The sequence below is a fragment of the Escherichia sp. HH091_1A genome, assembly GCF_030295175.1.
Classification (GTDB): Bacteria; Pseudomonadota; Gammaproteobacteria; order Enterobacterales; family Enterobacteriaceae; genus Escherichia; species Escherichia coli_F.
The window spans coordinates 3,417,527-3,440,294 of record NZ_AP025747.1 but is presented as its reverse complement, the minus strand read 5'-3'; the positions used below and the strand labels follow the sequence as shown (position 1 = coordinate 3,440,294).

Genomic DNA, 22,768 nt, shown 5'->3' with positions numbered 1-22,768 from the left:
TAAATATAGGAGATTTAGAATTTTATTAGCATATACGCGGAAGCGGTTCGGCGTGTGGTAAATCGAGGGTTCGTTTCACGCCATACAGACCGGCAAGACGAACACCTTTACGTTCCACCACTTCACCAATCAGCGCCGCGTCTTTCCCCAGTGGATGGGAATGTAACGCCGCCAGCACTTGCTCTGCTGCGTTGCGTTCAACGGCGATCACCAGTTTGCCTTCGTTGGCAAAGTTAAGGGCGTCCAGCCCCAGCAGTTCGCAAACGCCGCGCACGGCAGGTTTAACCGGCAGTGCCGCTTCTGAAATTTCAATACCACAACCGCAGGCTGCCGCGAACTCATGAACTACCGCGTTCACTCCACCACGGGTGGCGTCACGCAGTGCCTTCACACCGGGAATATCACGCAGCGTCTGGATGAGCGGCGTCAGCACTGCGCAGTCGCTGACCAGTTCGCCATCCAGCCCCAGTTGCTCGCGCAGATTAAGAATAGTTGCTCCGTGGTCGCCGAGAGTTCCACTCACCAGCAGAACATCGCCTGCGGTTAGCGTCTGTGCGCCCCAGTGAATATTCGCCGGGATCGCGCCCATGCCAGCGGTGTTGATAAACAGTTTATCTGCCGCGCCGCGTTGCACCACTTTAGTGTCGCCAGTAACGATGGCAATGCCTGCCGCGCGGGCGGTTTCTGCCATGCTGGTCACCACGGCTTTTAGCGTCTCCATCGGCAATCCCTCTTCGAGGATAAAGCCACAAGAGAGATAGCGCGGAATAGCGCCACTGACCGCAACGTCATTCGCGGTGCCACAAATCGCCAGCTTGCCAATATTACCACCAGGAAAGAACAGCGGGTCGATGACGTAGCTGTCGGTGGAGAACGCCAGACGGTCGCCTTCTGCCACCAGCTGCGCCAGCTCAAGGCGCGCCTGGTCTTCCTGTTCTGCCAGCCACGGATTGGCAAAAGCTTCCATAAATAGGCTGTTGATTAATTGCTGCATCGCCTGGCCGCCGCTGCCGTGGGCGAGTTGGATATTATTCACGCTTCACTCTCCTGCTGACGATACTGATACCACGCGGCGCATGCTCCCTCGGAGGAAACCATCAGCGCGCCAAACGCGGTTTGAGGATTACAGGTGTTACCAAACAGCGGGCATTGATGCGGCTTACATTTGCCCGTCAATACTTCGCCACAACGTGCGCGCGGGTCATCGCAAACCTGCTGCGGTGCCGGGCGGAAATGCGCTTCGGCGTCAAATCGTTGATAGTCTGGCGTCAGGTGTACACCAGAAGATTCAATCATGCCTAAGCCGCGCCATTCGCTGTCGCCGTTGACGCAGAAGACATCCGCAATCGCCTGTTGCGCCAGCAGGTTACCGGCATCCGGCACCACGCGCCGATACTGATTTTCTACCTTGCTGTGGGCCGCTATTTTCTGCTCCACCAGCATGACCACGCCTTGTAGTAGATCAAGCGGTTCGAATCCAGCAACCACCAGAGGACGATGAAAATCACTGGCGATAAAATTATAGGCGTCGGTGCCGATAACCATACTGACGTGGCCCGGCGCGAGGAACGCATCGATACCGTTATCCGGCTGTTCCAGCAAACTGCGTAGCGTTGGGATCAGCGTAATATGCTGGCAGAAAAAGTAAAAATTTTGCACATCGCGGGCTTTCGCCTGTTGCAGAGTGATGGCCGTCGTCGGCATGGTGGTTTCAAACCCTAAGCCGAAGAACACCACTTTACGAGTTGGATTCTCCTGCGCCAGTTTCAACGCATCCATTGGCGAGTAAACGATGCGAACATCGGCACCGCGCGCTTTTGCCTGTAACAGCGACCCTTGTTTCCCTGGTACGCGCATGGCGTCGCCAAAGGTACAGAAGATGACTTCCGGATGGCTGGCAATCTCCACGCAGGTGTCGATTCTTCCCATCGGCAGTACACATACCGGGCAACCCGGACCGTGGATAAACTCGACGTTTTCCGGCAGCAACTGGTCGAGGCCGAATTTAAAAATGGCGTGGGTATGACCGCCGCACACTTCCATAATTCGCAGAGGGCGTTCAGCGGTGTAAGAGAGATGTGAAGCACGTTCGCGTAGATGCTCAATTAACTGCATCACCTGTTCCGGCGCGCGATATTCATCAACAAAACGCATTATTTTTCCTCGCCATACAACAGCGCGCCGACATCCGGCTCAACGTCAAACATATTTTGTAAGGCGTCGAGAGTGTCGCGCGCTTCGGCTTCATTAATTACGCTCATGGCAAAGCCAACGTGAACCAGTACCCACTGGCCCACGCGTGGCTGACCGTTTTCATCGCAGCTGCCGACTAACGTTAGATCGACGTCGCGCTGAATACTGCAGACGTCGACTTTCGCCTGGTTGCCGTCAATGGTGCGGATCTGGCCGGGAACGCCTATGCACATCGCTGTGTCTCCAGCCAGTTCAGCCACTGGTCCATCCCTTCGCCGCTGGTGGCGGAAATAAGGATGATTTCAATTTCTGGATTGACTTCGCGGGCGCAGGCGATGCACTTCTCAACGTCGAAATTGAGATACGGCAGCAGGTCAACTTTGTTGAGCAGCATCAGTGAGGCGGCGGCAAACATATGTGGATATTTCAGCGGTTTGTCTTCACCTTCGGTAACGGAAAGCACCGCCACTTTGTGTTTTTCACCGAGATCGAAGCTCGCCGGACATACGAGGTTGCCAACGTTTTCGATAAACAGAATACCGTTATCGTCCAGTGGCAGGCGCGGCGCGGCGTCGGCAATCATCTGTGCGTCAAGATGGCAACCTTTACCGGTATTCACCTGAATCGCTGGCGTGCCGGTAGCGCGAATGCGCGCGGCATCGTTCACGGTTTGCTGGTCACCTTCAATAACTGCGCACGGAACGCTGTCTTTCAGGCGTATCAAGGTTTCCGTCAGCAGGGTGGTTTTACCGGAACCAGGGCTGGAAACCAGGTTGAGTACCAACTGATTGCGGGCAGCAAAGCGCGCTCGGTTGCGTTCAGCCAGACGGTTGTTTTTGTCCAGCACGTCAATTTCGACTTCCAGCATCCGACGCTGGCTCATGCCCGGCGCGTGAGTACCCGCTTCGCCATGACCGTAATGCAGGTCGCCTTCTTCAGTCTGGCTGGGGGTAAATTCAGGCGCTTTAATGCCGGTGATTTTCATCTTCGGGCGTGCCGCCGGGGCAAATGGCGCGCTACGAAACGCGGAATGAGGGTTATGTTCATCACCCTCGATATACAGGTTGCCTTCACCGCAACCGCATGTTGTACACATCGCTCACTCCTGGTCTATTTCTATCCGCCGAATCTGTAAACCGTCGTCTGCCACAATTTGTAGCATGTCGCCATGACACTGTGGACAGCGTCGGACGCGCTGGGTTAATAGCGTCACATATTGTTGGCATGTTTCGCACCAGCATTCGGCCTCTTGTTCTTCGAGGTGCAGTTTACAACCTTCCGCCACGCTGCCGCGGCAAACCAGATCAAAACAAAAGGCAAGAGAGCTGGTTTCGACACAAGAAAATGCGCCAATTTTGAGCCAGACCCCAGTTACGCGTTTTGCGCCGTGTTTTGCGGCCTGCTGTTCGATCAATTCCAGTGCCCGTTGGCAGAGGGTTATTTCGTGCATATCGCCTCCCATTAACTATTGCCAGCTACAAGCAATAATTGTGCCAGTGTTGATTATCCCTGCGGTGAATAATGTCGATGATGTCGAAATGACACGTCGACACGGCGACGAAATTCATCTTTAGCTTAAAAATCGCTTTAATAACAATAAATTAAAAGTTGGCACAGAAAATGCTTAAAGCTGGCATCTCTGTTAAACGGGTAACCTGACAATGACTATTTGGGAAATAAGCGAGAAAGCCGATTACATCGCACAGCGGCATCGTCGCCTACAGGACCAGTGGCATCTCTACTGCAATTCGCTGGTTCAGGGGATCACGTTATCGAAAGCGCGCCTGCATCACGCCATGAGCTGTGCGCCAGACAAAGAACTCTGTTTCGTCCTTTTTGAACATTTTCGCATTTACGTCACCCTGGCGGATGGCTTTAACAGCCACACCATCGAGTATTACGTCGAAACGAAAGAGGGTGAAGAAAAACAGCGGATTGCGCAGGCACAATTGAGCATTGACGGAATGATAGATGGCAAGGTCAACATCCGCGATCGCGAACAGGTGCTGGAACACTATCTCGAAAAAATCGCTGGCGTTTACGACAGCTTATACACCGCCATTGAAAACAATGTACCGGTGAATTTAAGCCAACTGGTAAAGGGACAAAGCCCGGCGGCATGAGCTGAGGCTTTGCCCGTTTTGCAGGCGTTACGCCTGTTTGGGGATGGGCGTGTCGATGAGTGTCGAAAATGACATTTCATCGGCATGTTTTCGTCAAAAATGACAATCACCTGAGGAATGCCTGGTGAATCGTTTTGTAATTGCTGACTCCACGCTCTGTATCGGCTGCCACACCTGTGAGGCCGCCTGTTCAGAGACGCATCGCCAGCACGGCCTGCAATCAATGCCGCGCCTGCGAGTGATGCTAAATGAAAAAGAATCTGCGCCGCAGCTCTGTCACCACTGTGAAGATGCACCCTGTGCGGTGGTCTGCCCGGTTAACGCTATCACCCGCGTTGATGGGGCAGTGCAGCTGAATGAAAGCCTGTGCGTAAGCTGCAAACTGTGCGGCATCGCCTGCCCGTTTGGCGCAATCGAATTTTCCGGCAGCCGTCCGCTGGATATTCCGGCAAACGCCAATACCCCGAAAGCACCACCGGCACCGCCTGCTCCGGCGCGTGTCAGCACGTTGCTTGACTGGGTGCCGGGTATTCGCGCGATCGCCGTCAAATGTGACCTCTGTAGCTTTGATGAACAAGGTCCGGCCTGCGTGCGGATGTGCCCAACCAAAGCCCTGCATCTGGTGGATAACACCGATATCGCCCGTGTCAGCAAACGTAAGCGTGAGCTGACTTTTAACACGGATTTTGGCGATCTCACCTTGTTTCAGCAGGCTCAAAGTGGAGAGGCTAAATGAGCGCAATTTCCCTGATCAATAGCGGCGTGGCGTGGTTTGTTGCCGCCGCTGTTCTGGCATTTCTCTTTTCTTTTCAAAAGGCGTTAAGCGGCTGGATTGCCGGAATTGGCGGCGCGGTGGGTAGCCTGTATACGGCAGCCGCAGGCTTCACTGTGCTGACTGGCGCGGTTGGCGTGAGCGGCGCGTTGTCGCTGGTAAGCTACAATGTGCAAATCTCTCCGCTTAATGCGATTTGGCTGATAACTCTCGGCCTGTGCGGTCTGTTTGTCAGCCTCTACAACATTGACTGGCATCGCCATGCGCAGGTGAAGTGTAACGGCTTGCAGATCAATATGTTGATGGCTGCTGCCGTCTGTGCCGTCATTGCCAGCAATCTGGGCATGTTCGTAGTAATGGCAGAAATCATGGCCCTGTGTGCGGTGTTCCTCACCAGCAACAGCAAAGAGGGCAAACTGTGGTTTGCGCTGGGGCGTCTTGGCACTTTGCTGCTGGCGATTGCTTGCTGGCTGCTGTGGCAACGTTACGGCACGCTGGATCTGCGCCTGCTGGATATGCGCATGCAACAGCTGCCGCTTGGTTCCGATATCTGGCTGCTCGGTGTGATTGGTTTTGGCCTGCTGGCCGGGATTATCCCGCTGCACGGCTGGGTGCCGCAGGCACATGCTAACGCCTCTGCGCCAGCTGCGGCGCTGTTTTCCACGGTGGTGATGAAAATTGGCCTGCTGGGTATTTTAACCCTGTCTCTGCTGGGTGGTAATGCGCCGCTGTGGTGGGGAATTGCACTTCTGGTACTCGGCATGATCACCGCGTTCGTCGGCGGTCTGTATGCGCTGATGGAGCACAACATTCAGCGTTTGCTGGCTTACCACACTCTGGAAAATATCGGCATCATCCTGCTGGGGCTGGGCGCTGGCGTAACGGGTATCGCGCTTGAACAACCGGCGCTGATTGCCCTTGGCCTGGTCGGTGGTCTGTACCATCTGCTTAACCATAGCCTGTTCAAGAGCGTACTGTTCCTCGGGGCTGGGAGCGTCTGGTTCCGTACCGGTCATCGCGATATCGAAAAACTCGGCGGTATTGGCAAAAAAATGCCGGTTATCTCCATCGCCATGTTGGTCGGTCTGATGGCAATGGCTGCGCTGCCACCGCTGAACGGTTTTGCCGGGGAATGGGTTATCTATCAATCCTTCTTCAAACTGAGCAATAGTGGCGCGTTTGTTGCTCGTCTTCTCGGGCCGCTGCTCGCCGTGGGGCTGGCAATTACCGGTGCGCTGGCAGTGATGTGTATGGCGAAAGTTTATGGCGTTACTTTCCTTGGCGCGCCGCGTACCAAAGAAGCCGAAAACGCCACCTGTGCGCCGCTCCTGATGAGCGTAAGCGTAGTGGCACTGGCGATTTGCTGCGTGATTGGCGGTGTTGCTGCGCCGTGGCTGCTGCCGATGTTGTCTGCAGCCGTACCTCTGCCGCTGGAGCCTGCTAATACAACCGTTTCTCAACCAATGATCACGTTGCTGCTGATTGCCTGCCCACTTCTGCCATTCATCATTATGGCGATTTGCAAAGGCGACCGTCTGCCGTCGCGTTCCCGCGGCGCTGCCTGGGTATGTGGCTACGACCATGAAAAATCAATGGTGATTACCGCTCACGGTTTTGCCATGCCGGTGAAACAGGCATTTGCGCCAGTGCTGAAACTGCGCAAATGGCTGAATCCGGTGTCGCTGGTACCAGGCTGGCAGTGCGAGGGGAGTGCGTTGCTGTTCCGCCGGATGGCGCTGGTTGAACTGGCGGTGCTGGTGGTGATTATTGTTTCACGAGGAGCCTGAGAATGAGTGTTTTATATCCGTTAATTCAGGCGCTGGTGTTATTTGCCGTTGCGCCGCTGCTCTCCGGTATTACCCGCGTGGCGCGCGCCCGCTTGCATAACCGTCGCGGGCCGGGCGTGTTGCAGGAGTATCGCGACATTATCAAACTGCTGGGTCGTCAGAGCGTTGGTCCCGATGCCTCCGGCTGGGTGTTCCGCCTGACACCGTACGTAATGGTTGGCGTCATGTTGACTATCGCTACCGCGCTGCCGGTAGTGACTGTCGGTTCTCCGCTGCCGCAACTGGGGGATTTGATCACTTTACTGTATCTCTTCGCCATTGCGCGTTTCTTCTTTGCCATTTCTGGTCTGGATACCGGTAGTCCGTTTACTGCTATTGGCGCGAGCCGTGAAGCGATGCTTGGCGTGCTGGTCGAACCGATGTTGCTGCTTGGTCTGTGGGTCGCCGCGCAGGTGGCCGGTTCCACCAACATCAGCAACATCACCGACACCGTTTATCACTGGCCGCTGAGTCAGAGCATCCCGCTGGCGCTGGCGCTTTGTGCCTGTGCGTTCGCCACCTTTATCGAAATGGGCAAACTGCCGTTCGACCTGGCGGAAGCCGAGCAGGAGCTGCAGGAAGGTCCGCTCTCTGAGTACAGCGGCAGCGGCTTTGGTGTCATGAAATGGGGTATCAGCCTGAAACAGCTGGTGGTGTTACAGATGTTCGTCGGGGTGTTTATTCCGTGGGGACAAATGGAAACCTTCACTGCCGGTGGGCTGCTGCTGGCGCTGGTGATTGCCATCGTCAAACTGGTGGTCGGCGTACTGGTTATCGCGCTGTTCGAAAACAGCATGGCCCGTCTGCGTCTTGATATTACACCACGCATTACCTGGGCTGGTTTTGGCTTTGCATTTTTAGCGTTCGTCTCCTTGCTGGCGGCGTGATTAAAGAGAGTTTGAGCATGTCTGAAGAAAAATTAGGTCAACATTATCTCGCCGCGCTGAATGAGGCATTTCCGGGCGTCGTGCTGGACCACGCCTGGCAGACCAAAGATCAGCTGACTGTCACCGTAAAGGTGAACTATCTGCCGGAAGTGGTGGAGTTCCTCTACTACAAGCAGGGGGGCTGGCTGTCGGTGCTGTTTGGTAACGACGAACGCAAACTGAATGGTCATTACGCCGTTTACTACGTGCTGTCGATGGAGAAGGGCACTAAGTGTTGGGTAACGGTGCGCGTCGAAGTTGACGCCAACAAACCGGAATATCCGTCCGTGACACCGCGCGTTCCGGCGGCGGTGTGGGGCGAGCGCGAAGTGCGCGATATGTACGGTTTGATTCCGGTAGGGCTTCCGGATGAACGCCGTCTGGTGCTGCCGGATGACTGGCCGGATGAACTTTATCCGCTGCGTAAAGACAGCATGGATTATCGTCAGCGTCCGGCACCAACTACCGATGCTGAAACCTACGAGTTCATCAACGAACTGGGCGATAAGAAAAACAATGTCGTGCCGATTGGTCCGCTGCACGTCACTTCTGACGAACCGGGCCACTTCCGTCTGTTCGTCGATGGCGAAAACATTATCGACGCCGACTACCGCCTGTTCTATGTCCATCGCGGCATGGAAAAACTGGCGGAAACCCGCATGGGTTACAACGAAGTGACCTTCCTCTCTGACCGTGTGTGCGGGATCTGCGGCTTTGCTCACAGCACCGCCTACACCACGTCGGTGGAAAACGCGATGGGTATTCAGGTGCCAGAACGTGCGCAGATGATCCGCGCCATTCTGCTGGAGGTAGAACGCCTGCACTCGCATCTGCTCAACCTCGGCCTCGCCTGTCACTTTACCGGCTTCGACTCCGGCTTTATGCAGTTCTTCCGCGTGCGTGAAACCTCCATGAAAATGGCAGAGATCCTTACCGGTGCACGTAAAACCTACGGCCTGAACCTGATCGGCGGGATTCGTCGCGATCTGCTGAAAGACGACATGATCCAGACCCGCCAGCTGGCACAACAGATGCGTCGTGAAGTGCAGGAGCTGGTGGATGTGCTGCTGAGCACACCGAACATGGAACAACGCACCGTCGGTATTGGTCGTCTGGACCCGGAAATCGCTCGCGACTTCAGTAACGTTGGCCCGATGGTCCGTGCCAGCGGTCACGCCCGTGATACCCGTGCCGATCACCCGTTTGTTGGTTATGGCCTGCTGCCAATGGAAGTCCACAGCGAGCAGGGCTGCGACGTGATTTCCCGTCTGAAAGTGCGTATCAACGAAGTCTATACCGCGCTGAACATGATCGACTACGGTCTGGATAACCTGCCGGGTGGCCCGCTGATGGTGGAAGGCTTTACCTACATTCCGCACCGTTTTGCGCTGGGCTTTGCCGAAGCGCCGCGCGGTGATGATATCCACTGGAGCATGACCGGCGACAACCAGAAGCTGTACCGCTGGCGCTGCCGTGCCGCGACCTACGCGAACTGGCCGACCTTGCGCTACATGCTGCGCGGCAACACCGTTTCTGATGCGCCGCTGATTATTGGTAGCCTGGACCCTTGCTACTCCTGTACCGACCGCATGACCGTGGTCGATGTGCGTAAGAAGAAGAGCAAAGTGGTGCCGTACAAAGAACTTGAGCGCTACAGCATTGAGCGTAAAAACTCGCCGCTGAAATAAGGAATCGCCATGTTTACCTTTATCAAAAAAGTCATCAAAACCGGCACGGCGACCTCGTCTTACCCGCTGGAGCCGATTGCAGTTGATAAAAACTTCCGTGGTAAGCCAGAGCAGAACCCGCAGCAGTGCATCGGCTGTGCAGCCTGCGTCAATGCCTGCCCGTCAAACGCCTTAACGGTTGAAACTGACCTCGCCACCGGTGAGCTGGCGTGGGAGTTCAATCTTGGACGCTGCATCTTCTGTGGACGCTGCGAAGAAGTCTGCCCGACGGCGGCGATCAAACTGTCGCAAGAGTACGAACTGGCGGTGTGGAAGAAAGAAGATTTCCTGCAACAGTCTCGCTTCGCGCTGTGCAACTGCCGCGTCTGCAATCGTCCTTTCGCCGTCCAGAAAGAGATCGACTACGCCATTGCGCTGCTTAAGCACAATGGTGACAGCCGCGCGGAAAACCACCGCGAAAGCTTTGAGACTTGCCCGGAATGTAAGCGCCAGAAATGCCTGGTGCCGTCCGACCGTATTGAACTGACTCGCCATATGAAAGAGGCCATCTGATGAGCAATTTATTAGGCCCCCGTGACGCCAACGGCATTCCGGTCCCGATGACGGTGGATGAATCCATCGCCAGTATGAAGGCGTCGTTACTGAAAAAAATCAAACGTTCTGCCTACGTTTACCGCGTGGACTGCGGCGGCTGCAACGGCTGCGAAATTGAAATTTTCGCTACCTTATCGCCGCTGTTCGATGCAGAACGCTTCGGCATTAAAGTCGTTCCGTCTCCGCGTCATGCGGATATTTTACTGTTTACCGGCGCGGTCACCCGTGCAATGCGATCCCCTGCGCTGCGTGCGTGGCAGTCCGCGCCGGACCCGAAAATCTGTATCTCCTACGGTGCCTGCGGTAACAGCGGCGGGATCTTCCACGATCTCTACTGCGTGTGGGGGGGTACGGATAAAATCGTCCCGGTGGATGTCTACATTCCGGGGTGCCCGCCAACGCCAGCCGCCACGCTGTACGGCTTTGCAATGGCGCTCGGCCTGCTGGAGCAGAAAATTCACGCCCGTGGGCCGGGTGAACTGGATGAACAACCGGCAGAGATCCTGCATGGCGATATGGTGCAGCCGCTGCGTGTAAAAGTAGATCGCGAAGCACGCCGTCTGGCGGGTTATCGTTACGGTCGCCAGATTGCCGATGATTTCCTGACGCAGTTAGGGCAGGGTGAAGAGCAGGTTGCACGCTGGCTGGAAGCGGAAAACGATCCGCGTCTGAACGAGATTGTCAGCCATCTGAATCATGTTGTTGAAGAGGCGCGTATTCGATGAGTGAAAAGGTGGTGTTCAGTCAACTGAGCCGTAAATTTATTGATGAGAACGATGCTACGCCCGCCGAGGCGCAGCAGGTGGTCTATTATAGCCTGGCGATTGGTCACCACCTTGGGGTTATCGATTGCCTGGAAGCCGCGCTCACCTGCCCGTGGGATGAATATCTGGCATGGATTGCCACTCTGGAGGCGGGCAGTGAAGCCCGCCGTAAAATGGAAGGCGTGCCGAAATATGGTGAGATCGTTATCGACATTAACCATGTGCCGATGCTGGCCAACGCATTCGATAAAGCCCGGGCAACGCAAACTTCGCAACAGAAAGAATGGAGTACCATGCTGTTAAGTATGCTGCATGATATTTATCAGGAAAATGCCATCTATTTGATGGTGAGGAGACTGCGTGACTGACGTTTTACTCTGTGTTGGCAATAGCATGATGGGCGATGATGGCGCAGGTCCGCTGCTGGCGGAAAAGTGCGCCGCCGCGCCGAAAGGTAACTGGGTGGTGATTGACGGCGGAAGCGCACCGGAAAACGACATTGTCGCCATCCGCGAACTGCGCCCGACACGACTGCTGATTGTCGACGCCACGGATATGGGGCTAAACCCCGGCGAGATCCGCATCATCGATCCGGATGACATCGCCGAGATGTTTATGATGACTACCCATAACATGCCGCTGAACTACCTTATCGACCAGTTGAAAGAAGATATTGGTGAAGTGATTTTCCTCGGTATCCAGCCGGATATCGTCGGTTTTTACTACCCGATGACCCAGCCGATTAAAGACGCCGTAGAAACCGTTTATCAACGTCTGGAAGGCTGGGAAGGGAATGGTGGATTTGCGCAGTTAGCGGTGGAAGAAGAGTAGTTCGTAGACAAACATATTCACGTTTTTGAATTTGGACGTGCTATTGTGACGGTTAGACGGGTGTTTACATATTGTGAACACTCGTGTGATCAACTACTATAGAAAAATAAAACCGAAGGAACGGGTAGTCCAGGCTTAGTCATTCAGGCGCTGATAAGGAAGTTAAAATGCACATCATTTCTAAAGCGCCATTTGAAGAGTCTGCGCGTAAATATCCTAACGACGCTCTGGCTCTACACTCATTGTATCGGGTTATTAAGGAAACGGATTTTTCTACGCCAGAAGAAATGCGAACGGCGTTTCCCAACCTCGACAATTTTAAATATCGCAATAAATGGTACGTTCTGGATGTAGGCGGGAACAATCTTAGGGTTATTGCCTACATAAACTTTGTTAATAAGCGGTTCTTTGTGAAGCACATAACGAATCATGCCGAGTATGACAAACTGACACGTTACTACAGAGAGAACAAAGAATGACTGCTAATGCTGCACGCGCTGTTAAAGCAACAAGAGAACTGGTCAATGCAGTCCCCTTTCTGGGAGGCAGTGACTCAGAAGATGATTATCGTGAAGCACTGGAACTGGTCGAATATTTGATTGAAGAAGATGACACCAATCCACTTATCGACTTTCTGGCGAGCCGTATTGCAGAATATGAAAACAACCACGAAAAGTTTGCAGAGTTCGATAAAGCCGTTGCAGCAATGCCGATTGGCGTGGCGTTACTTCGCACGCTGATTGATCAACATAATCTGACCTATGCGGATTTGAAGAACGAAATCGGCTCTAAATCCCTGGTCAGTCAGATTTTGTCTGGACAAAGATCCCTGACGATATCCCACATTAAGGCACTTTCAGCCCGATTTGGCGTTAAGCCGGAATGGTTTCTTTGATTTTTGACAGATGCCAAACGCCAGATTGCCCGATGTGCTGCGCTTATCGGGCCTACATGTCGCACGAACTATGTAGGCCGGATAAGGCGTTCACGCCGCATCCGGCACGTTTGCTTACTCTAAATCTTCACCGTTACTGGCAATCACTTTTTTATACCACCAGAATGATTTCTTACGCGTGCGCGCCAGCGTGCCGTTGCCTGCATCGTCACGGTCTACATAGACAAAACCGTAGCGTTTGCTCATTTCACCCGTTGACGCGGAAACTAAATCAATACAGCCCCAAGTGGTGTAGCCCATCAGCGGAATACCGTCTGCAATCGCTTCGCCCATTGCGCGGATATGTTCGCGTAAATAGCTGATGCGATAGTCGTCGTTAATTTCGCCATTGGCAGCAAATTCATCTTTTGCGCCCAGGCCGTTTTCCACCAGAAACAGCGGCTTCTGATAACGGTCATACATCATGTTCATAGTGATACGCAGACCGAGTGGATCAATACCCCAACCCCAGTCGCTTACCTGCAGATAGGGGTTACGCAGCGATTTCACCACGTTCGCTGCACTGCTGTTGTTGGCGTTCATCTCCGCCGAGGCACAGCGCGAGGCGTAATAGCTGAAAGAGACAAAATCGACGGTATTTTTCAGGATTTCATCATCGCCCGGAGCTTTATCAATGGTTACCCCTTTTTCGCGGAATACGCGGGCAGAGTAAGCCGGATACGCGCCCCGTGCCTGCACATCAATAAAAAACAGGTTTTCCCGGTCTTTCTCCAGCGCTGCCCAGACATCTTCCGGCTTGCAGCTGTAAGGGTAGAAGTTGCCGCCCGCCAGCATACAGCCCACCTGATTTTGCGGGTTAACCTCATGGGCGATTTTGGTAGCTAACGCACTGGCAACCAGCTGGTGGTGCGCAGCCTGATATTTCACCTGCTCCTGATTTTCCCCTTCTTCAAACACCAGACCTGCGCCGGAGAACGGGCTATGCAACATAATGTTGATTTCATTGAAGGTGAGCCAGTATTTCACCAGGCCATCAAATGCTTCAAAGCAGGTCCGGGCGTAGCGGCTGAAAAACTCCACCAGCTTGCGGTTACGCCAGGAGCCATATTCAGTGACCAGATGCATCGGCACGTCGAAGTGACACAACGTGACCAGCGGTTCGATACCGTACTTTTTACACTCTTCAAATACCGCGCGGTAAAAAGCAATGCCCTGCTGGTTGGGCGTCAGTTCATCGCCCTGCGGAAAGAGGCGGCTCCAGGCAATCGAGGTACGAAAAACCTTGAATCCCATCTCTGCCATCAGGGCGATATCTTCTTTATAACGATGATAAAAATCCGTCGCCTCATGGCTGGGATAAAACTCGTCATCGCGCAACTGAAAACGTTTTTCCAGCCCCAGTTTCACCGCCATTCGATGTTCGCCGTGCGGGATCATATCGACCGTGGTCAGCCCTTTGCCACCTTCACGGTACGCACCTTCAGATTGATTGGCGGCAAGCGCGCCGCCCCATAAAAAATCTTGCGGAAATACTGACATTTTCATCCTCAATTAAGACTTACTTCTTTGGCGACGGTCGGTTGTACGCTCTGATGCTTTCGCGCCTGGGCAGCCGCTTCCTCAACAGGAATATCCTCAAAGCCGAGCAACAGTGTGAGGATAAATGACAGCACGACCGCCAGCGCCATGACGGCGAACACCCAGACGATGCTCATTGGATTAGCCGGATCGAAGAACTGCACGCTGGTAAATAATCCCGGCGCTGCCATTGAGTGGCTGGCAAGCCCCGCCATACCGGCAACCGCGCCGCAAATAAAACCGCTGATAAGACTGGCGATAAGCGGACGTTTCAGGCGGATCGCCACGCCGTATAATGCCGGTTCGGAAATCCCCGCCATAATGGCCGATGCCGCCGCCGCCAGCGCCGTCTGGCGCAGTTCCGGGTTTTTCGTTTTCCACGCCACCGCCAGTGATGAACCGCCCAGCGACAGGTTAGCGCCGATTTCTGACGGCATGACCATTCCTTCTTTGCCGGTTTCGGCAATGGTCTGAATGATGGTTGGCGTAAAGACGCGGTGCATCCCGGTCATTACCAGCAGAGGCCACAGCGCGCCCATAATGGCGACTGGAAGCCAGCCCAGATAACCATGAATGGTGTAAACCAGTGCCGAAATGGCGCTACCGATCCAGATACCAATCGGGCCAATTAGCAGGATTGCCAGCGGTGCGGCAATCAACACAATCAGCATTGGCTTGAGGAAGTTTTTCGTCACCGCCGGTGTAATGCGATCCACCCAGCGTTCGATATATGACAGGCACCAGGTCATCACCAGCGCCGGGATCACCGTGTAGGTGTATTTCACCGCGGTGACCGGAATCAGGGCAAATTCAACATGTTCACCCTGGGCCGCTTTCGCCATCAGCTCAATAAAACTCGGATGTACCAGCACACCCGCAATGGCAATCGCCAGCGACATATTGGTTTTAAATTTGATGGCGGCAGAAGCAGCGACCATCAGCGGCAGGAAGAAGAAAGCACCATCACCAATCACATTGAGAATGGTTAAGGTCGGCGATCCTTTTGTCAGCACGCCGCTCATCTCGAGGATCATCGCCAGCAGTTTGACCATCGATCCGCCGATGATCGCCGGGATCAGCGGTGACATGGTGCCGATCAGCGCATCGAGGATCCCCGCACCAATGCGACGTAGCGTGAGTTTGGGTTTCTCCACGGGCTGCGTGGGCTGCATATCTCCAGGTAACAAGCTGACAACTTCCTGAAAAGCCTGCGAAACCGTATTACCGATAATCACCTGACACTGGTTGTCACTACGTACCACACCGAGCACGCCGGAGATAGTTTTTAACGTTGGGCTGTCGATCAGTGCATCATCTTTGATAACAAAGCGTAAACGCGTCATACAGTGCGTGACTGCCGAGATGTTATCAACGCCGCCCAGTGCCGCTATCACCGAGCGTGCCAGCGCCGCATAATTTTTGGCCATCGGATTTTATCCTGTTATCAGTAGGGTAGAGGTAGTTGTTATCAGTCGACGTGACGGGAAATTGCCGATGCTGAAACGGAATTAAGAAACCGGTTTCACAAAATCATGAATAGTTGATACTGATTAAGCAAGAGAGTTAATTGCTCATTTTTTATATTTGTGAAACCGGTCACCTGAATATTTTTCCCGCTGCTTGCGCAAGGACAATCAGCCAACGGTGCAGTACACTGCGTTGATTGCGTGTAAAGGGATGAAAATGATGACGACGATGCTGGAAGTGGCGAAGCGCGCCGGGGTTTCAAAAGCGACCGTTTCCCGCGTGCTTTCAGGTAATGGCTACGTCAGCCAGGAGACTAAAGATCGCGTGTTTCAGGCGGTGGAAGAGAGCGGCTACCGCCCAAATTTGCTGGCGCGCAATCTGTCAGCGAAGAGTACCCAGACGCTAGGGCTGGTAGTGACCAACACGCTTTACCACGGCATTTATTTTAGTGAATTACTGTTTCATACCGCGAGAATGGCGGAAGAGAAAGGGCGTCAGCTGCTATTGGCAGATGGCAAACATAGCGCCGAAGAAGAACGCCAGGCGATTCAGTATCTACTGGATCTGCGCTGCGACGCCATTATGATTTACCCGCGCTTTTTAAGCGTAGATGAGATTGATGACATCATTGACGCACACAATCAGCCGATAATGGTGCTCAATCGCCGCCTGCGCAAAAACAGCAGCCATAGTGTCTGGTGCGATCATAAACAGACCAGCTTTAACGCCGTGGCAGAGTTGATAAACGCCGGACATCAGGAGATTGCTTTCCTTACCGGTTCGATGGATTCCCCCACCAGCATTGAACGCCTTGCCGGATATAAAGACGCGCTGGCGCAGCATGGTATTGCACTCAATGAAAAACTTATCGCTAACGGTAAATGGACGCCTGCCAGCGGGGCCGAAGGGGTAGAAACGTTGCTCGAACGTGGGGCTAAATTTAGCGCGTTAGTTGCCAGTAACGACGATATGGCGATAGGTGCGATGAAAGCGTTGCATGACCGTGGTGTAGCGGTGCCGGGGCAAGTGTCGGTTATTGGATTTGATGATATCGCAATTGCCCCCTACACCGTTCCGGCGCTCTCCAGCGTAAAAATTCCGGTGACTGAGATGATTCAGGAAATAATTGGGCGGCTGATATTTATGCTCGATGGTGGTGCTTACTCACCGCCGAAAACCTTCAGCGGAAAACTAATCCGCCGCGACTCACTCATTGCTCTTTCGCGATAAACATTGTCATCACATGTCATCGTCACTAGTGTCGATGACATCGTTTTTTCTGCATTGCAGAATTTAATTTCTTTAAATAACAATGAATTAAAAATTGGCATGATTTGTGAATGTATCGGCAGCATTAACTGTCATTGCTGGAGAATTTGATGAACCGTTTCATCATTGCTGACGCGAGTAAATGTATTGGTTGTCGTACCTGTGAAGTGGCGTGCGTGGTTTCTCATCAGGAGAATCAGGACTGTGCATCGCTGACCCCGGAAACTTTTTTACCGCGAATCCATGTCATTAAAGGTGTGAACATTTCCACGGCGACAGTCTGCCGTCAGTGTGAAGATGCACCGTGCGCTAACGTCTGCCCGAATGGTGCTATCAGCCGTGATAAAGGGTTTGTTCATGTCATGCAGGAACGTTGCATTGGTTGCAAAACCTGCGTTGTGGCTTGCCCGTATGGTGCGATGGAAGTGGTAGTGCGTCCGGTGATTCGCAACAGCGGCGCAGGGCTTAACGTACGCGCTGACAAAGCCGAAGCTAATAAATGCGACCTCTGTAACCATCGTGAAGACGGCCCGGCGTGTATGGCTGCTTGCCCGACCCATGCGCTGATTTGTGTCGATCGTAATAAACTTGAACAACTGAGCGCAGAAAAACGCCGCCGCACGGCGCTGATGTTCTAAAAATCTTACAGAACTGTTCTGGCATCAAAGGAATTCCCGGAAATATTCGTAGAATACGGAGCGGGCGGTATCGCCAACCTGTGACTACCGGATGCGACGCGGTCGTGTCCGGCTGGGCGGGTTACGCAATTCATGATGGCGGGAATAACTCAATGGCAAAAAACACATCTTGCGGTGTCCAACTGCGTATTCGTGGCAAAGTGCAGGGCGTCGGTTTTCGTCCCTTTGTCTGGCAACTGGCACAGCAATTAAATCTTCACGGCGATGTCTGTAATGACGGCGATGGCGTGGAAGTCCGGCTGCTGGAAGACCCGGAAACGTTTCTTGCGCAGTTGCATCAGGATTGTCCGCCGCTGGCGCGTATTGATAGCGTCGAATGTGAGCCGTTTATCTGGATGCAGCCGCCCACTGAGTTCACCATCCGCCAGAGCGCGGGCGGCGTCATGAATACGCAAATTGTTCCCGATGCCGCAACTTGCCCTGCCTGTCTTGCCGAAATGAATACCCCAGGCGAACGGCGTTATCGTTATCCGTTTATCAACTGTACCCATTGCGGCCCGCGTTTCACCATTATTCGCGCGATGCCTTACGACCGTCCATTTACCGTGATGGCGGCGTTTCCGCTATGTCCGGCCTGCGATAAAGAATATTGCGACCCGCTCGATCGTCGCTTCCACGCCCAGCCGGTGGCCTGCCCGGAGTGTGGCCCACATCTTGAATGGCTAAGTCATGGTGAACATGCGAAACAAGAGGCGGCATTACAGGCGGCTATCGCTCAGTTAAAAATGGGCAACATTGTCGCTATCAAAGGGATTGGCGGATTTCATCTCGCCTGCGATGCGCGTAACAGTAACGCGGTGGCGACACTACGGGCGCGCAAACATCGCCCGGCGAAACCGCTGGCGGTTATGTTGCCAACGGCAGAAGGTTTGCCCGACGCTGCCCGTCAGTTGCTTACCACGCCCGCCGCGCCGATTGTACTGGTGGATAAAATATATGTTCCGGAACTTTGTGACGATATCGCCCCTGGCCTTAACGAAGTCGGGGTGATGTTGCCTGCGAATCCGCTCCAGCATTTGCTGTTACAGGAACTGCAATGCCCGCTGGTGATGACCTCCGGCAACCTGAGCGGTAAACCACCGGCTATCAGCAACGAACAGGCGCTGGAGGACTTGCAGGACATTGCCGACGGATTCTTGATTCATAACCGCGACATCGTGCAGCGGATGGATGATTCAGTGGTGCGCGAAAGTGGCGAAATGTTGCGCCGCTCGCGGGGGTATGTACCGGATGCGCTGGCTTTGCCTCCGGGCTTTAAAAATATTCCTCCTGTGCTGTGTCTCGGTGCGGATCTGAAAAATACCTTCTGTCTGGTGCGTGGTGAACAGTCGGTGTTGAGTCAACATTTGGGCGATTTAAGTGACGATGGCATTCAGATGCAGTGGCGCGAAGCGTTGCGCCTGATGCAAAACATCTACGATTTTACTCCACAGTTTGTGGTGCATGATGCGCATCCGGGCTATGTCTCCAGCCAGTGGGCGCGTGAGATGAATCTGCCGACGCAAACGGTGCTGCATCACCATGCCCACGCGGCGGCGTGTCTGGCAGAACATCACTGGCCGCTGGATGGCGGTGATGTCATTGCTTTGACGCTCGACGGTATTGGTATGGGCGAGAACGGCGCTTTATGGGGCGGCGAGTGCTTGCGGGTGAACTATCGCGAATGCCAGCACCTGGGCGGTTTGCCTGCGGTGGCGCTTGCTGGTGGCGATTTGGCTGCAAAGCAGCCGTGGCGTAACCTGCTGGCGCAGTGCCTGCGCTTTGTGCCGGAGTGGCAGAATTACCCTGAAACGGTAAGTGTGCAACAGCAAAACTGGAGCGTACTGGCGCGGGCCATTGAGCGTGGAATTAACGCGCCGCTGGCGTCATCGTGTGGGCGTTTGTTCGATGCTGTGGCGGCGGCACTGGGCTGTGCGCCAGCCACGTTAAGTTATGAAGGTGAAGCGGCTTGTGCTCTGGAGGCGCTCGCAGCTTTGTGCCACGGAGTGACGCATCCGGTGACGATGCCGCTGGTGGACAATCAACTGGATCTCGCCACTTTCTGGCAGCAGTGGCTGAACTGGCAGGCTCCGGTTAATCAACGCGCGTGGGCATTTCATGATGCGCTGGCGCAGGGTTTTGCCGCGTTGATGCGTGAGCAGGCCACGATGTGCGGTATCACTACGCTGGTATTTAGCGGTGGGGTTATTCATAACCGTTTGCTGCGTGCACGTCTGGCGCATTATCTTGCTGATTTTACGTTGCTCTTCCCGCAGAGTTTACCTGCGGGGGATGGCGGGTTGTCTCTGGGGCAGGGGGTTATTGTTGCGGCCCGTTGGGTGGCGGGTGAAGTCCAGAATGGATAAACGTGTTGCATTTGGGCGCAGTGCCTGATGCGGCGTGAACGCCTTATCCGGCCTACACATGCGCTCCCCGTAGGTCGGATAAGACGCGCCAGCGTCGCATCCGACATTTTGGGCACACTAGCCTACCTACATCGGCAAGGTTTTCAACAATCCAAACGCCTCTTTCATCCGATCCTCACTGACTACAAAGGCGCGAAGCTGGTCGGCATCGTCAACGCCGCGCGCCACCATTCCCTGGCGTTCGGTATTAATTTGCCAGCGTAAATCCTGACGCTGGGTTTCGCCTGCCAGATGCAGCGGTAATTCCGGCGTTTTGATTTTCACCAGCATCGCCGGGAGTTTCAGCGGCGTGTTATTGCCGAGAAGATTTTTTGCCAGCACCATCGCGCTAAGTTGAATCGGCTGGAGGAACGGCAATACCTGACCGTTAATTTCTGCGCAATCGCCCAGCGCATAAATATCGGCATTACTGGTTTGCAGATAACTATCGACGCAAACGCCGCGATTAATCGTCAGCCCGGCGCGTCGTGCCAGGGCGGTTTCCGGGCGCAGTCCGGTGGCGGCAATTACCGCATCCACTTCGATACTGCGATGGCGGTCCAGCGTTGCCTGAATGCCAGAATCCGTTTTTTCCAGCCACTGCAACTGAGATTTTAACAGCAGATGAACGCCCAACTCCGTCAACCGATGCTGCAAGCGGCTGTTTACTTCCGGTGGCATTAACGACGCCAGAATACTGGCAGCGTTGTCGATTAGCGTGACCGCTTTGCCTGCCCGACAAAAATCCATCGCCAGTTCGCTACCAATCAAACCACCGCCTACAATCAACACCCGTCGGGCATCCCGCAGTTGTGTTTCACAGGCGCGATACTCTTGCTGACTATTTAACGTCAGCATTAACTCACGCCCAGGCACCGGCGGGACAAAGGCGTTGGCACCGGTTGCCAGCACTAGCTTGTCGTATTGCCACTGATTATTCTGGCTTTTCACCACATGGGCTTCGGCATCGATATCCGTCACCCAGGTGTGCGGAAACAGGCGCAGATTAAACTGCTCGGCAAATTCACCCGCCGTCTGGCGGGTAAGGTCGTCGGCACGTTGCCCCTGACTGATCACATGGCTAAGATCAGGTTTGTTGTACTCATCCATGCTGTCGGCGGCAATCAGGGTCAATGGAATACCGGTATCCTGTTTACGAATATTTTTCACCAGTTGGCGGGCGGCGAAGCCTGAACCAATGATCACAATGCCGTTGCTCATTTTGCCTCCGATGCCAGTTCGTCAAAGACGTCTTTGCCAAGGGAGCATTCCGGGCACAGGAAGTTATCCGGGACTTCACTCCACGGCGTTCCTGGCGCAACGTCCTGCATTGGCTCGCCTTTTGCCGGATCGTAAATCCACTGGCAGACACTGCACTGCATCCGCGGACCGAGGTCAGCCGTCGTGGCGGCACAGGTCTCTTCTTTAACCACCGTATTCACCGTGCTCTGCGGCAGCGGTGCGAGCGCCCACTGACGGGCGATTTCGCGACCGTGTTCACGGCATAATTCCAGTGCATCCTGGTCCGGTCGCCATTTGGCTTTCAGACTAAGTGACATTTCGAAACCCGCATCTTGCAGGCGCGTGGAAAGACGATCCACGGCACCACCGCTCCAGCCGTGAGAGCCGAAAGCACTGGCGCGTTTGTTACGGAAGCGTAATCCGGTCATCTCCTCCACCAGCCCGGCGATTTTCGGCATCATCACGTTATTCATCGTCGACGTGCCGACCAGCACGCCTTTTGAGCGGAAGACATTGGTCAGGATTTCGTTTTTATCGCTTCGGGCGACGTTGAAAATTTTCACCGCTACGCGCGGGTCGGTTTCCGCAATCCCCTGGGCGATAGCGTCAGCCATCATGCGGGTGTTATTCGACATGGTGTCGTAGAAAATGGTGATTCTGTCTTCCTGATAATCCGCCGCCCATTTCAGGTACAGCTCGACAATTTGCGTCGGGTTATCGCGCCATACCACACCGTGAGAGGTGGCAATCATATCGACCGGCAAGTTAAAGCCCAGGATCTCGGTGATTTTCGGCGTTACCAGGCGGCTGAACGGTGTCAGGATATTGGCGTAGTAACGCTGGCACTGCTCGAAAAGCTCGGTCTGATCCACTTCATCGTTGAACAGATGCTCGTCGCAGTAGTGCTGACCGAAAGCATCGTTACTGAACAGCACCGCGTCGCCCGTCAGGTAAGTCATCATGCTGTCCGGCCAGTGCAGCATTGGCGTTTCGACAAAAATGAGTTGTTTGCCGTTGCCGATATCCAGCGTGTCGCCGGTTTTCACCACGTTGAAATTCCACTCTGGATGATGGTGATGACCATTTATTGAGTCGATAGCGTTGGCAGTACAATAGATCGGCGTATCGGGAATTTGCGCCATCAGTTCGGTCAGCGCCCCGGCGTGATCCTCTTCAGCATGGTTAATTACGATGTAATCGATATCTGCCAGATCGATTTCATTCCGCAGGTTCTGTACAAATTCGCGGCTGAATTTATGGTCGACGGTGTCGATCAGCACGTTTTTTTCTTCGCGAATGAGGTAGCTGTTGTAGCTGCTGCCGCGCAGCGTTTTATATTCCGTGCCGTGAAAATCACGCACTTCCCAGTCACGTTGACCAACCCAATGAATGTTATTTTTCACCACAATAGACATAGCAACCTCAATTTATTCAGCGTGTTCTAAAAAGATGTCTTGTTAATTGCAGATTGCGTGCCAGTTTTTTATCTGATTGTTTTTAATATATAAATTAATTTAT

At 54.0% G+C, this 22,768-nt stretch carries 23 protein-coding genes; 14 read left to right on the top strand and 9 right to left on the bottom strand.

Annotated elements, in window-relative coordinates:
• Positions 1 to 25 precede the first annotated feature (25 nt).
• Genes hypE through hypA form a run of 5 tightly spaced genes read right to left on the bottom strand, consistent with a single transcriptional unit; the run spans position 26 to position 3,643 of the window.
• On the bottom strand, positions 26 to 1,036 hold the full coding sequence (hypE, locus tag QUF14_RS17395) for a hydrogenase maturation carbamoyl dehydratase HypE (protein WP_001059968.1): 1,011 nt from the start codon (positions 1,034 to 1,036) through the stop codon (positions 26 to 28).
• Positions 1,033 to 2,154 carry a hydrogenase formation protein HypD gene (hypD, locus tag QUF14_RS17390; protein ID WP_001212978.1) on the bottom strand — a complete coding sequence of 374 codons (1,122 nt, stop codon included), beginning with the start codon at positions 2,152 to 2,154 and terminating at the stop codon, positions 1,033 to 1,035. The genes hypE and hypD overlap by 4 nt, the downstream gene beginning before the upstream one ends.
• On the bottom strand, positions 2,154 to 2,426 hold the full coding sequence (hypC, locus tag QUF14_RS17385) for a hydrogenase 3 maturation protein HypC (protein ID WP_000334886.1): 273 nt from the start codon (positions 2,424 to 2,426) through the stop codon (positions 2,154 to 2,156). Before hypC ends, hypD begins: the two co-directional genes overlap by 1 nt.
• On the bottom strand, positions 2,417 to 3,289 hold the full coding sequence (hypB, locus tag QUF14_RS17380; RefSeq protein WP_000337676.1) for a hydrogenase nickel incorporation protein HypB: 873 nt from the start codon (positions 3,287 to 3,289) through the stop codon (positions 2,417 to 2,419). Before hypB ends, hypC begins: the two co-directional genes overlap by 10 nt.
• A 3-nt stretch (positions 3,290 to 3,292) precedes the next feature.
• Entirely contained in the window at positions 3,293 to 3,643 is a 351-nt protein-coding gene (hypA, locus tag QUF14_RS17375) for a hydrogenase maturation nickel metallochaperone HypA (RefSeq protein WP_001299100.1), read from the bottom strand.
• Between the two features lie 211 nt (positions 3,644 to 3,854).
• On the opposite strand from hypA, the gene hycA reads away from it, so the two are divergent.
• The 11 genes from hycA (at position 3,855) to QUF14_RS17320 (ending at position 12,612) form a co-directional block, all read left to right on the top strand.
• Positions 3,855 to 4,316, top strand: a complete 462-nt coding sequence (gene hycA, locus QUF14_RS17370; protein WP_000158081.1) for a formate hydrogenlyase regulator HycA — start codon at positions 3,855 to 3,857, stop codon at positions 4,314 to 4,316.
• A gap of 124 nt (positions 4,317 to 4,440) precedes the next feature.
• On the top strand, positions 4,441 to 5,052 hold the full coding sequence (hycB, locus tag QUF14_RS17365; protein ID WP_001079186.1) for a formate hydrogenlyase subunit HycB: 612 nt from the start codon (positions 4,441 to 4,443) through the stop codon (positions 5,050 to 5,052).
• Entirely contained in the window at positions 5,049 to 6,875 is a 1,827-nt protein-coding gene (gene hycC / locus QUF14_RS17360) for a formate hydrogenlyase subunit 3 (protein ID WP_001274427.1), read from the top strand. The genes hycB and hycC overlap by 4 nt, the downstream gene beginning before the upstream one ends.
• 2 nt (positions 6,876 to 6,877) lie before the next feature.
• Entirely contained in the window at positions 6,878 to 7,801 is a 924-nt protein-coding gene (gene hycD, locus QUF14_RS17355; protein WP_000115219.1) for a formate hydrogenlyase subunit HycD, read from the top strand.
• Positions 7,802 to 7,818: 17 nt separating this feature from the next.
• A complete protein-coding gene (hycE, locus tag QUF14_RS17350) occupies positions 7,819 to 9,528 on the top strand; it encodes a formate hydrogenlyase subunit HycE (protein ID WP_001288134.1) in 1,710 nt (569 codons plus the stop codon).
• A gap of 9 nt (positions 9,529 to 9,537) precedes the next feature.
• Positions 9,538 to 10,080, top strand: a complete 543-nt coding sequence (gene hycF, locus QUF14_RS17345) for a formate hydrogenlyase subunit HycF (RefSeq protein WP_000493785.1) — start codon at positions 9,538 to 9,540, stop codon at positions 10,078 to 10,080.
• Positions 10,080 to 10,847, top strand: coding sequence for a formate hydrogenlyase subunit HycG (gene hycG / locus QUF14_RS17340; RefSeq protein ID WP_000067390.1), 768 nt, complete (start codon positions 10,080 to 10,082; stop codon positions 10,845 to 10,847). The genes hycF and hycG overlap by 1 nt, the downstream gene beginning before the upstream one ends.
• Positions 10,844 to 11,254, top strand: a complete 411-nt coding sequence (gene hycH, locus QUF14_RS17335) for a formate hydrogenlyase assembly protein HycH (RefSeq protein WP_001291923.1) — start codon at positions 10,844 to 10,846, stop codon at positions 11,252 to 11,254. The genes hycG and hycH overlap by 4 nt, the downstream gene beginning before the upstream one ends.
• Positions 11,247 to 11,717 (top strand): hydrogenase maturation peptidase HycI, encoded by a 471-nt coding sequence (gene hycI / locus QUF14_RS17330; protein WP_000132961.1) that lies wholly within the window; start codon positions 11,247 to 11,249, stop codon positions 11,715 to 11,717. Before hycH ends, hycI begins: the two co-directional genes overlap by 8 nt.
• 167 nt (positions 11,718 to 11,884) lie before the next feature.
• Positions 11,885 to 12,196, top strand: a complete 312-nt coding sequence (locus tag QUF14_RS17325; RefSeq protein WP_000547560.1) for a type II toxin-antitoxin system HigB family toxin — start codon at positions 11,885 to 11,887, stop codon at positions 12,194 to 12,196.
• On the top strand, positions 12,193 to 12,612 hold the full coding sequence (locus QUF14_RS17320; RefSeq protein WP_000126290.1) for a helix-turn-helix domain-containing protein: 420 nt from the start codon (positions 12,193 to 12,195) through the stop codon (positions 12,610 to 12,612). The genes QUF14_RS17325 and QUF14_RS17320 overlap by 4 nt, the downstream gene beginning before the upstream one ends.
• 114 nt (positions 12,613 to 12,726) lie before the next feature.
• Here the strand turns inward: QUF14_RS17320 and ascB are convergent, their stop codons facing one another.
• Complete coding sequence (ascB, locus tag QUF14_RS17315) at positions 12,727 to 14,151, bottom strand: 6-phospho-beta-glucosidase AscB (protein WP_000110369.1); 1,425 nt, start codon at positions 14,149 to 14,151, stop codon at positions 12,727 to 12,729.
• Between the two features lie 8 nt (positions 14,152 to 14,159).
• Positions 14,160 to 15,617 (bottom strand): PTS cellobiose/arbutin/salicin transporter subunit IIBC, encoded by a 1,458-nt coding sequence (gene ascF / locus QUF14_RS17310; RefSeq protein WP_001107839.1) that lies wholly within the window; start codon positions 15,615 to 15,617, stop codon positions 14,160 to 14,162.
• Positions 15,618 to 15,876: 259 nt separating this feature from the next.
• On the opposite strand from ascF, the gene ascG reads away from it, so the two are divergent.
• The 3 genes from ascG to hypF all read left to right on the top strand — a co-directional run bounded on the left by ascG (position 15,877) and on the right by hypF (position 19,969).
• Positions 15,877 to 16,887 (top strand): DNA-binding transcriptional regulator AscG, encoded by a 1,011-nt coding sequence (gene ascG, locus QUF14_RS17305; protein WP_032193944.1) that lies wholly within the window; start codon positions 15,877 to 15,879, stop codon positions 16,885 to 16,887.
• A gap of 149 nt (positions 16,888 to 17,036) precedes the next feature.
• Positions 17,037 to 17,564, top strand: coding sequence for an electron transport protein HydN (gene hydN, locus QUF14_RS17300; RefSeq protein WP_001078777.1), 528 nt, complete (start codon positions 17,037 to 17,039; stop codon positions 17,562 to 17,564).
• Between the two features lie 152 nt (positions 17,565 to 17,716).
• Positions 17,717 to 19,969, top strand: coding sequence for a carbamoyltransferase HypF (gene hypF / locus QUF14_RS17295; RefSeq protein WP_024212039.1), 2,253 nt, complete (start codon positions 17,717 to 17,719; stop codon positions 19,967 to 19,969).
• Between the two features lie 126 nt (positions 19,970 to 20,095).
• On the opposite strand, the gene norW is transcribed toward hypF, so the two are convergent.
• Positions 20,096 to 21,229 carry an NADH:flavorubredoxin reductase NorW gene (norW, locus tag QUF14_RS17290; protein WP_100733705.1) on the bottom strand — a complete coding sequence of 378 codons (1,134 nt, stop codon included), beginning with the start codon at positions 21,227 to 21,229 and terminating at the stop codon, positions 20,096 to 20,098.
• On the bottom strand, positions 21,226 to 22,665 hold the full coding sequence (norV, locus tag QUF14_RS17285; RefSeq protein ID WP_000029614.1) for an anaerobic nitric oxide reductase flavorubredoxin: 1,440 nt from the start codon (positions 22,663 to 22,665) through the stop codon (positions 21,226 to 21,228). Before norV ends, norW begins: the two co-directional genes overlap by 4 nt.
• Positions 22,666 to 22,768: the final 103 nt, after the last annotated feature.

What these genes read in the sequence shown, in the direction of transcription:
- hypD (WP_001212978.1), bottom strand. Translation starts at nt 2,154, where the DNA reads ATGCGTTTTGTTGATGAATATCGCGCGCCGGAACAGGTGATGCAGTTA.
- hypC (WP_000334886.1), bottom strand. Translation starts at nt 2,426, where the DNA reads ATGTGCATAGGCGTTCCCGGCCAGATCCGCACCATTGACGGCAACCAG.
- hypB (WP_000337676.1), bottom strand. Translation starts at nt 3,289, where the DNA reads ATGTGTACAACATGCGGTTGCGGTGAAGGCAACCTGTATATCGAGGGT.
- hypA (WP_001299100.1), bottom strand. Translation starts at nt 3,643, where the DNA reads ATGCACGAAATAACCCTCTGCCAACGGGCACTGGAATTGATCGAACAG.
- hycA (WP_000158081.1), top strand. Translation starts at nt 3,855, where the DNA reads ATGACTATTTGGGAAATAAGCGAGAAAGCCGATTACATCGCACAGCGG.
- hycC (WP_001274427.1), top strand. Translation starts at nt 5,049, where the DNA reads ATGAGCGCAATTTCCCTGATCAATAGCGGCGTGGCGTGGTTTGTTGCC.
- hycD (WP_000115219.1), top strand. Translation starts at nt 6,878, where the DNA reads ATGAGTGTTTTATATCCGTTAATTCAGGCGCTGGTGTTATTTGCCGTT.
- hycE (WP_001288134.1), top strand. Translation starts at nt 7,819, where the DNA reads ATGTCTGAAGAAAAATTAGGTCAACATTATCTCGCCGCGCTGAATGAG.
- hycF (WP_000493785.1), top strand. Translation starts at nt 9,538, where the DNA reads ATGTTTACCTTTATCAAAAAAGTCATCAAAACCGGCACGGCGACCTCG.
- hycG (WP_000067390.1), top strand. Translation starts at nt 10,080, where the DNA reads ATGAGCAATTTATTAGGCCCCCGTGACGCCAACGGCATTCCGGTCCCG.
- hycH (WP_001291923.1), top strand. Translation starts at nt 10,844, where the DNA reads ATGAGTGAAAAGGTGGTGTTCAGTCAACTGAGCCGTAAATTTATTGAT.
- QUF14_RS17325 (WP_000547560.1), top strand. Translation starts at nt 11,885, where the DNA reads ATGCACATCATTTCTAAAGCGCCATTTGAAGAGTCTGCGCGTAAATAT.
- QUF14_RS17320 (WP_000126290.1), top strand. Translation starts at nt 12,193, where the DNA reads ATGACTGCTAATGCTGCACGCGCTGTTAAAGCAACAAGAGAACTGGTC.
- ascB (WP_000110369.1), bottom strand. Translation starts at nt 14,151, where the DNA reads ATGTCAGTATTTCCGCAAGATTTTTTATGGGGCGGCGCGCTTGCCGCC.
- ascF (WP_001107839.1), bottom strand. Translation starts at nt 15,617, where the DNA reads ATGGCCAAAAATTATGCGGCGCTGGCACGCTCGGTGATAGCGGCACTG.
- ascG (WP_032193944.1), top strand. Translation starts at nt 15,877, where the DNA reads ATGACGACGATGCTGGAAGTGGCGAAGCGCGCCGGGGTTTCAAAAGCG.
- hydN (WP_001078777.1), top strand. Translation starts at nt 17,037, where the DNA reads ATGAACCGTTTCATCATTGCTGACGCGAGTAAATGTATTGGTTGTCGT.
- hypF (WP_024212039.1), top strand. Translation starts at nt 17,717, where the DNA reads ATGGCAAAAAACACATCTTGCGGTGTCCAACTGCGTATTCGTGGCAAA.
- norW (WP_100733705.1), bottom strand. Translation starts at nt 21,229, where the DNA reads ATGAGCAACGGCATTGTGATCATTGGTTCAGGCTTCGCCGCCCGCCAA.
- norV (WP_000029614.1), bottom strand. Translation starts at nt 22,665, where the DNA reads ATGTCTATTGTGGTGAAAAATAACATTCATTGGGTTGGTCAACGTGAC.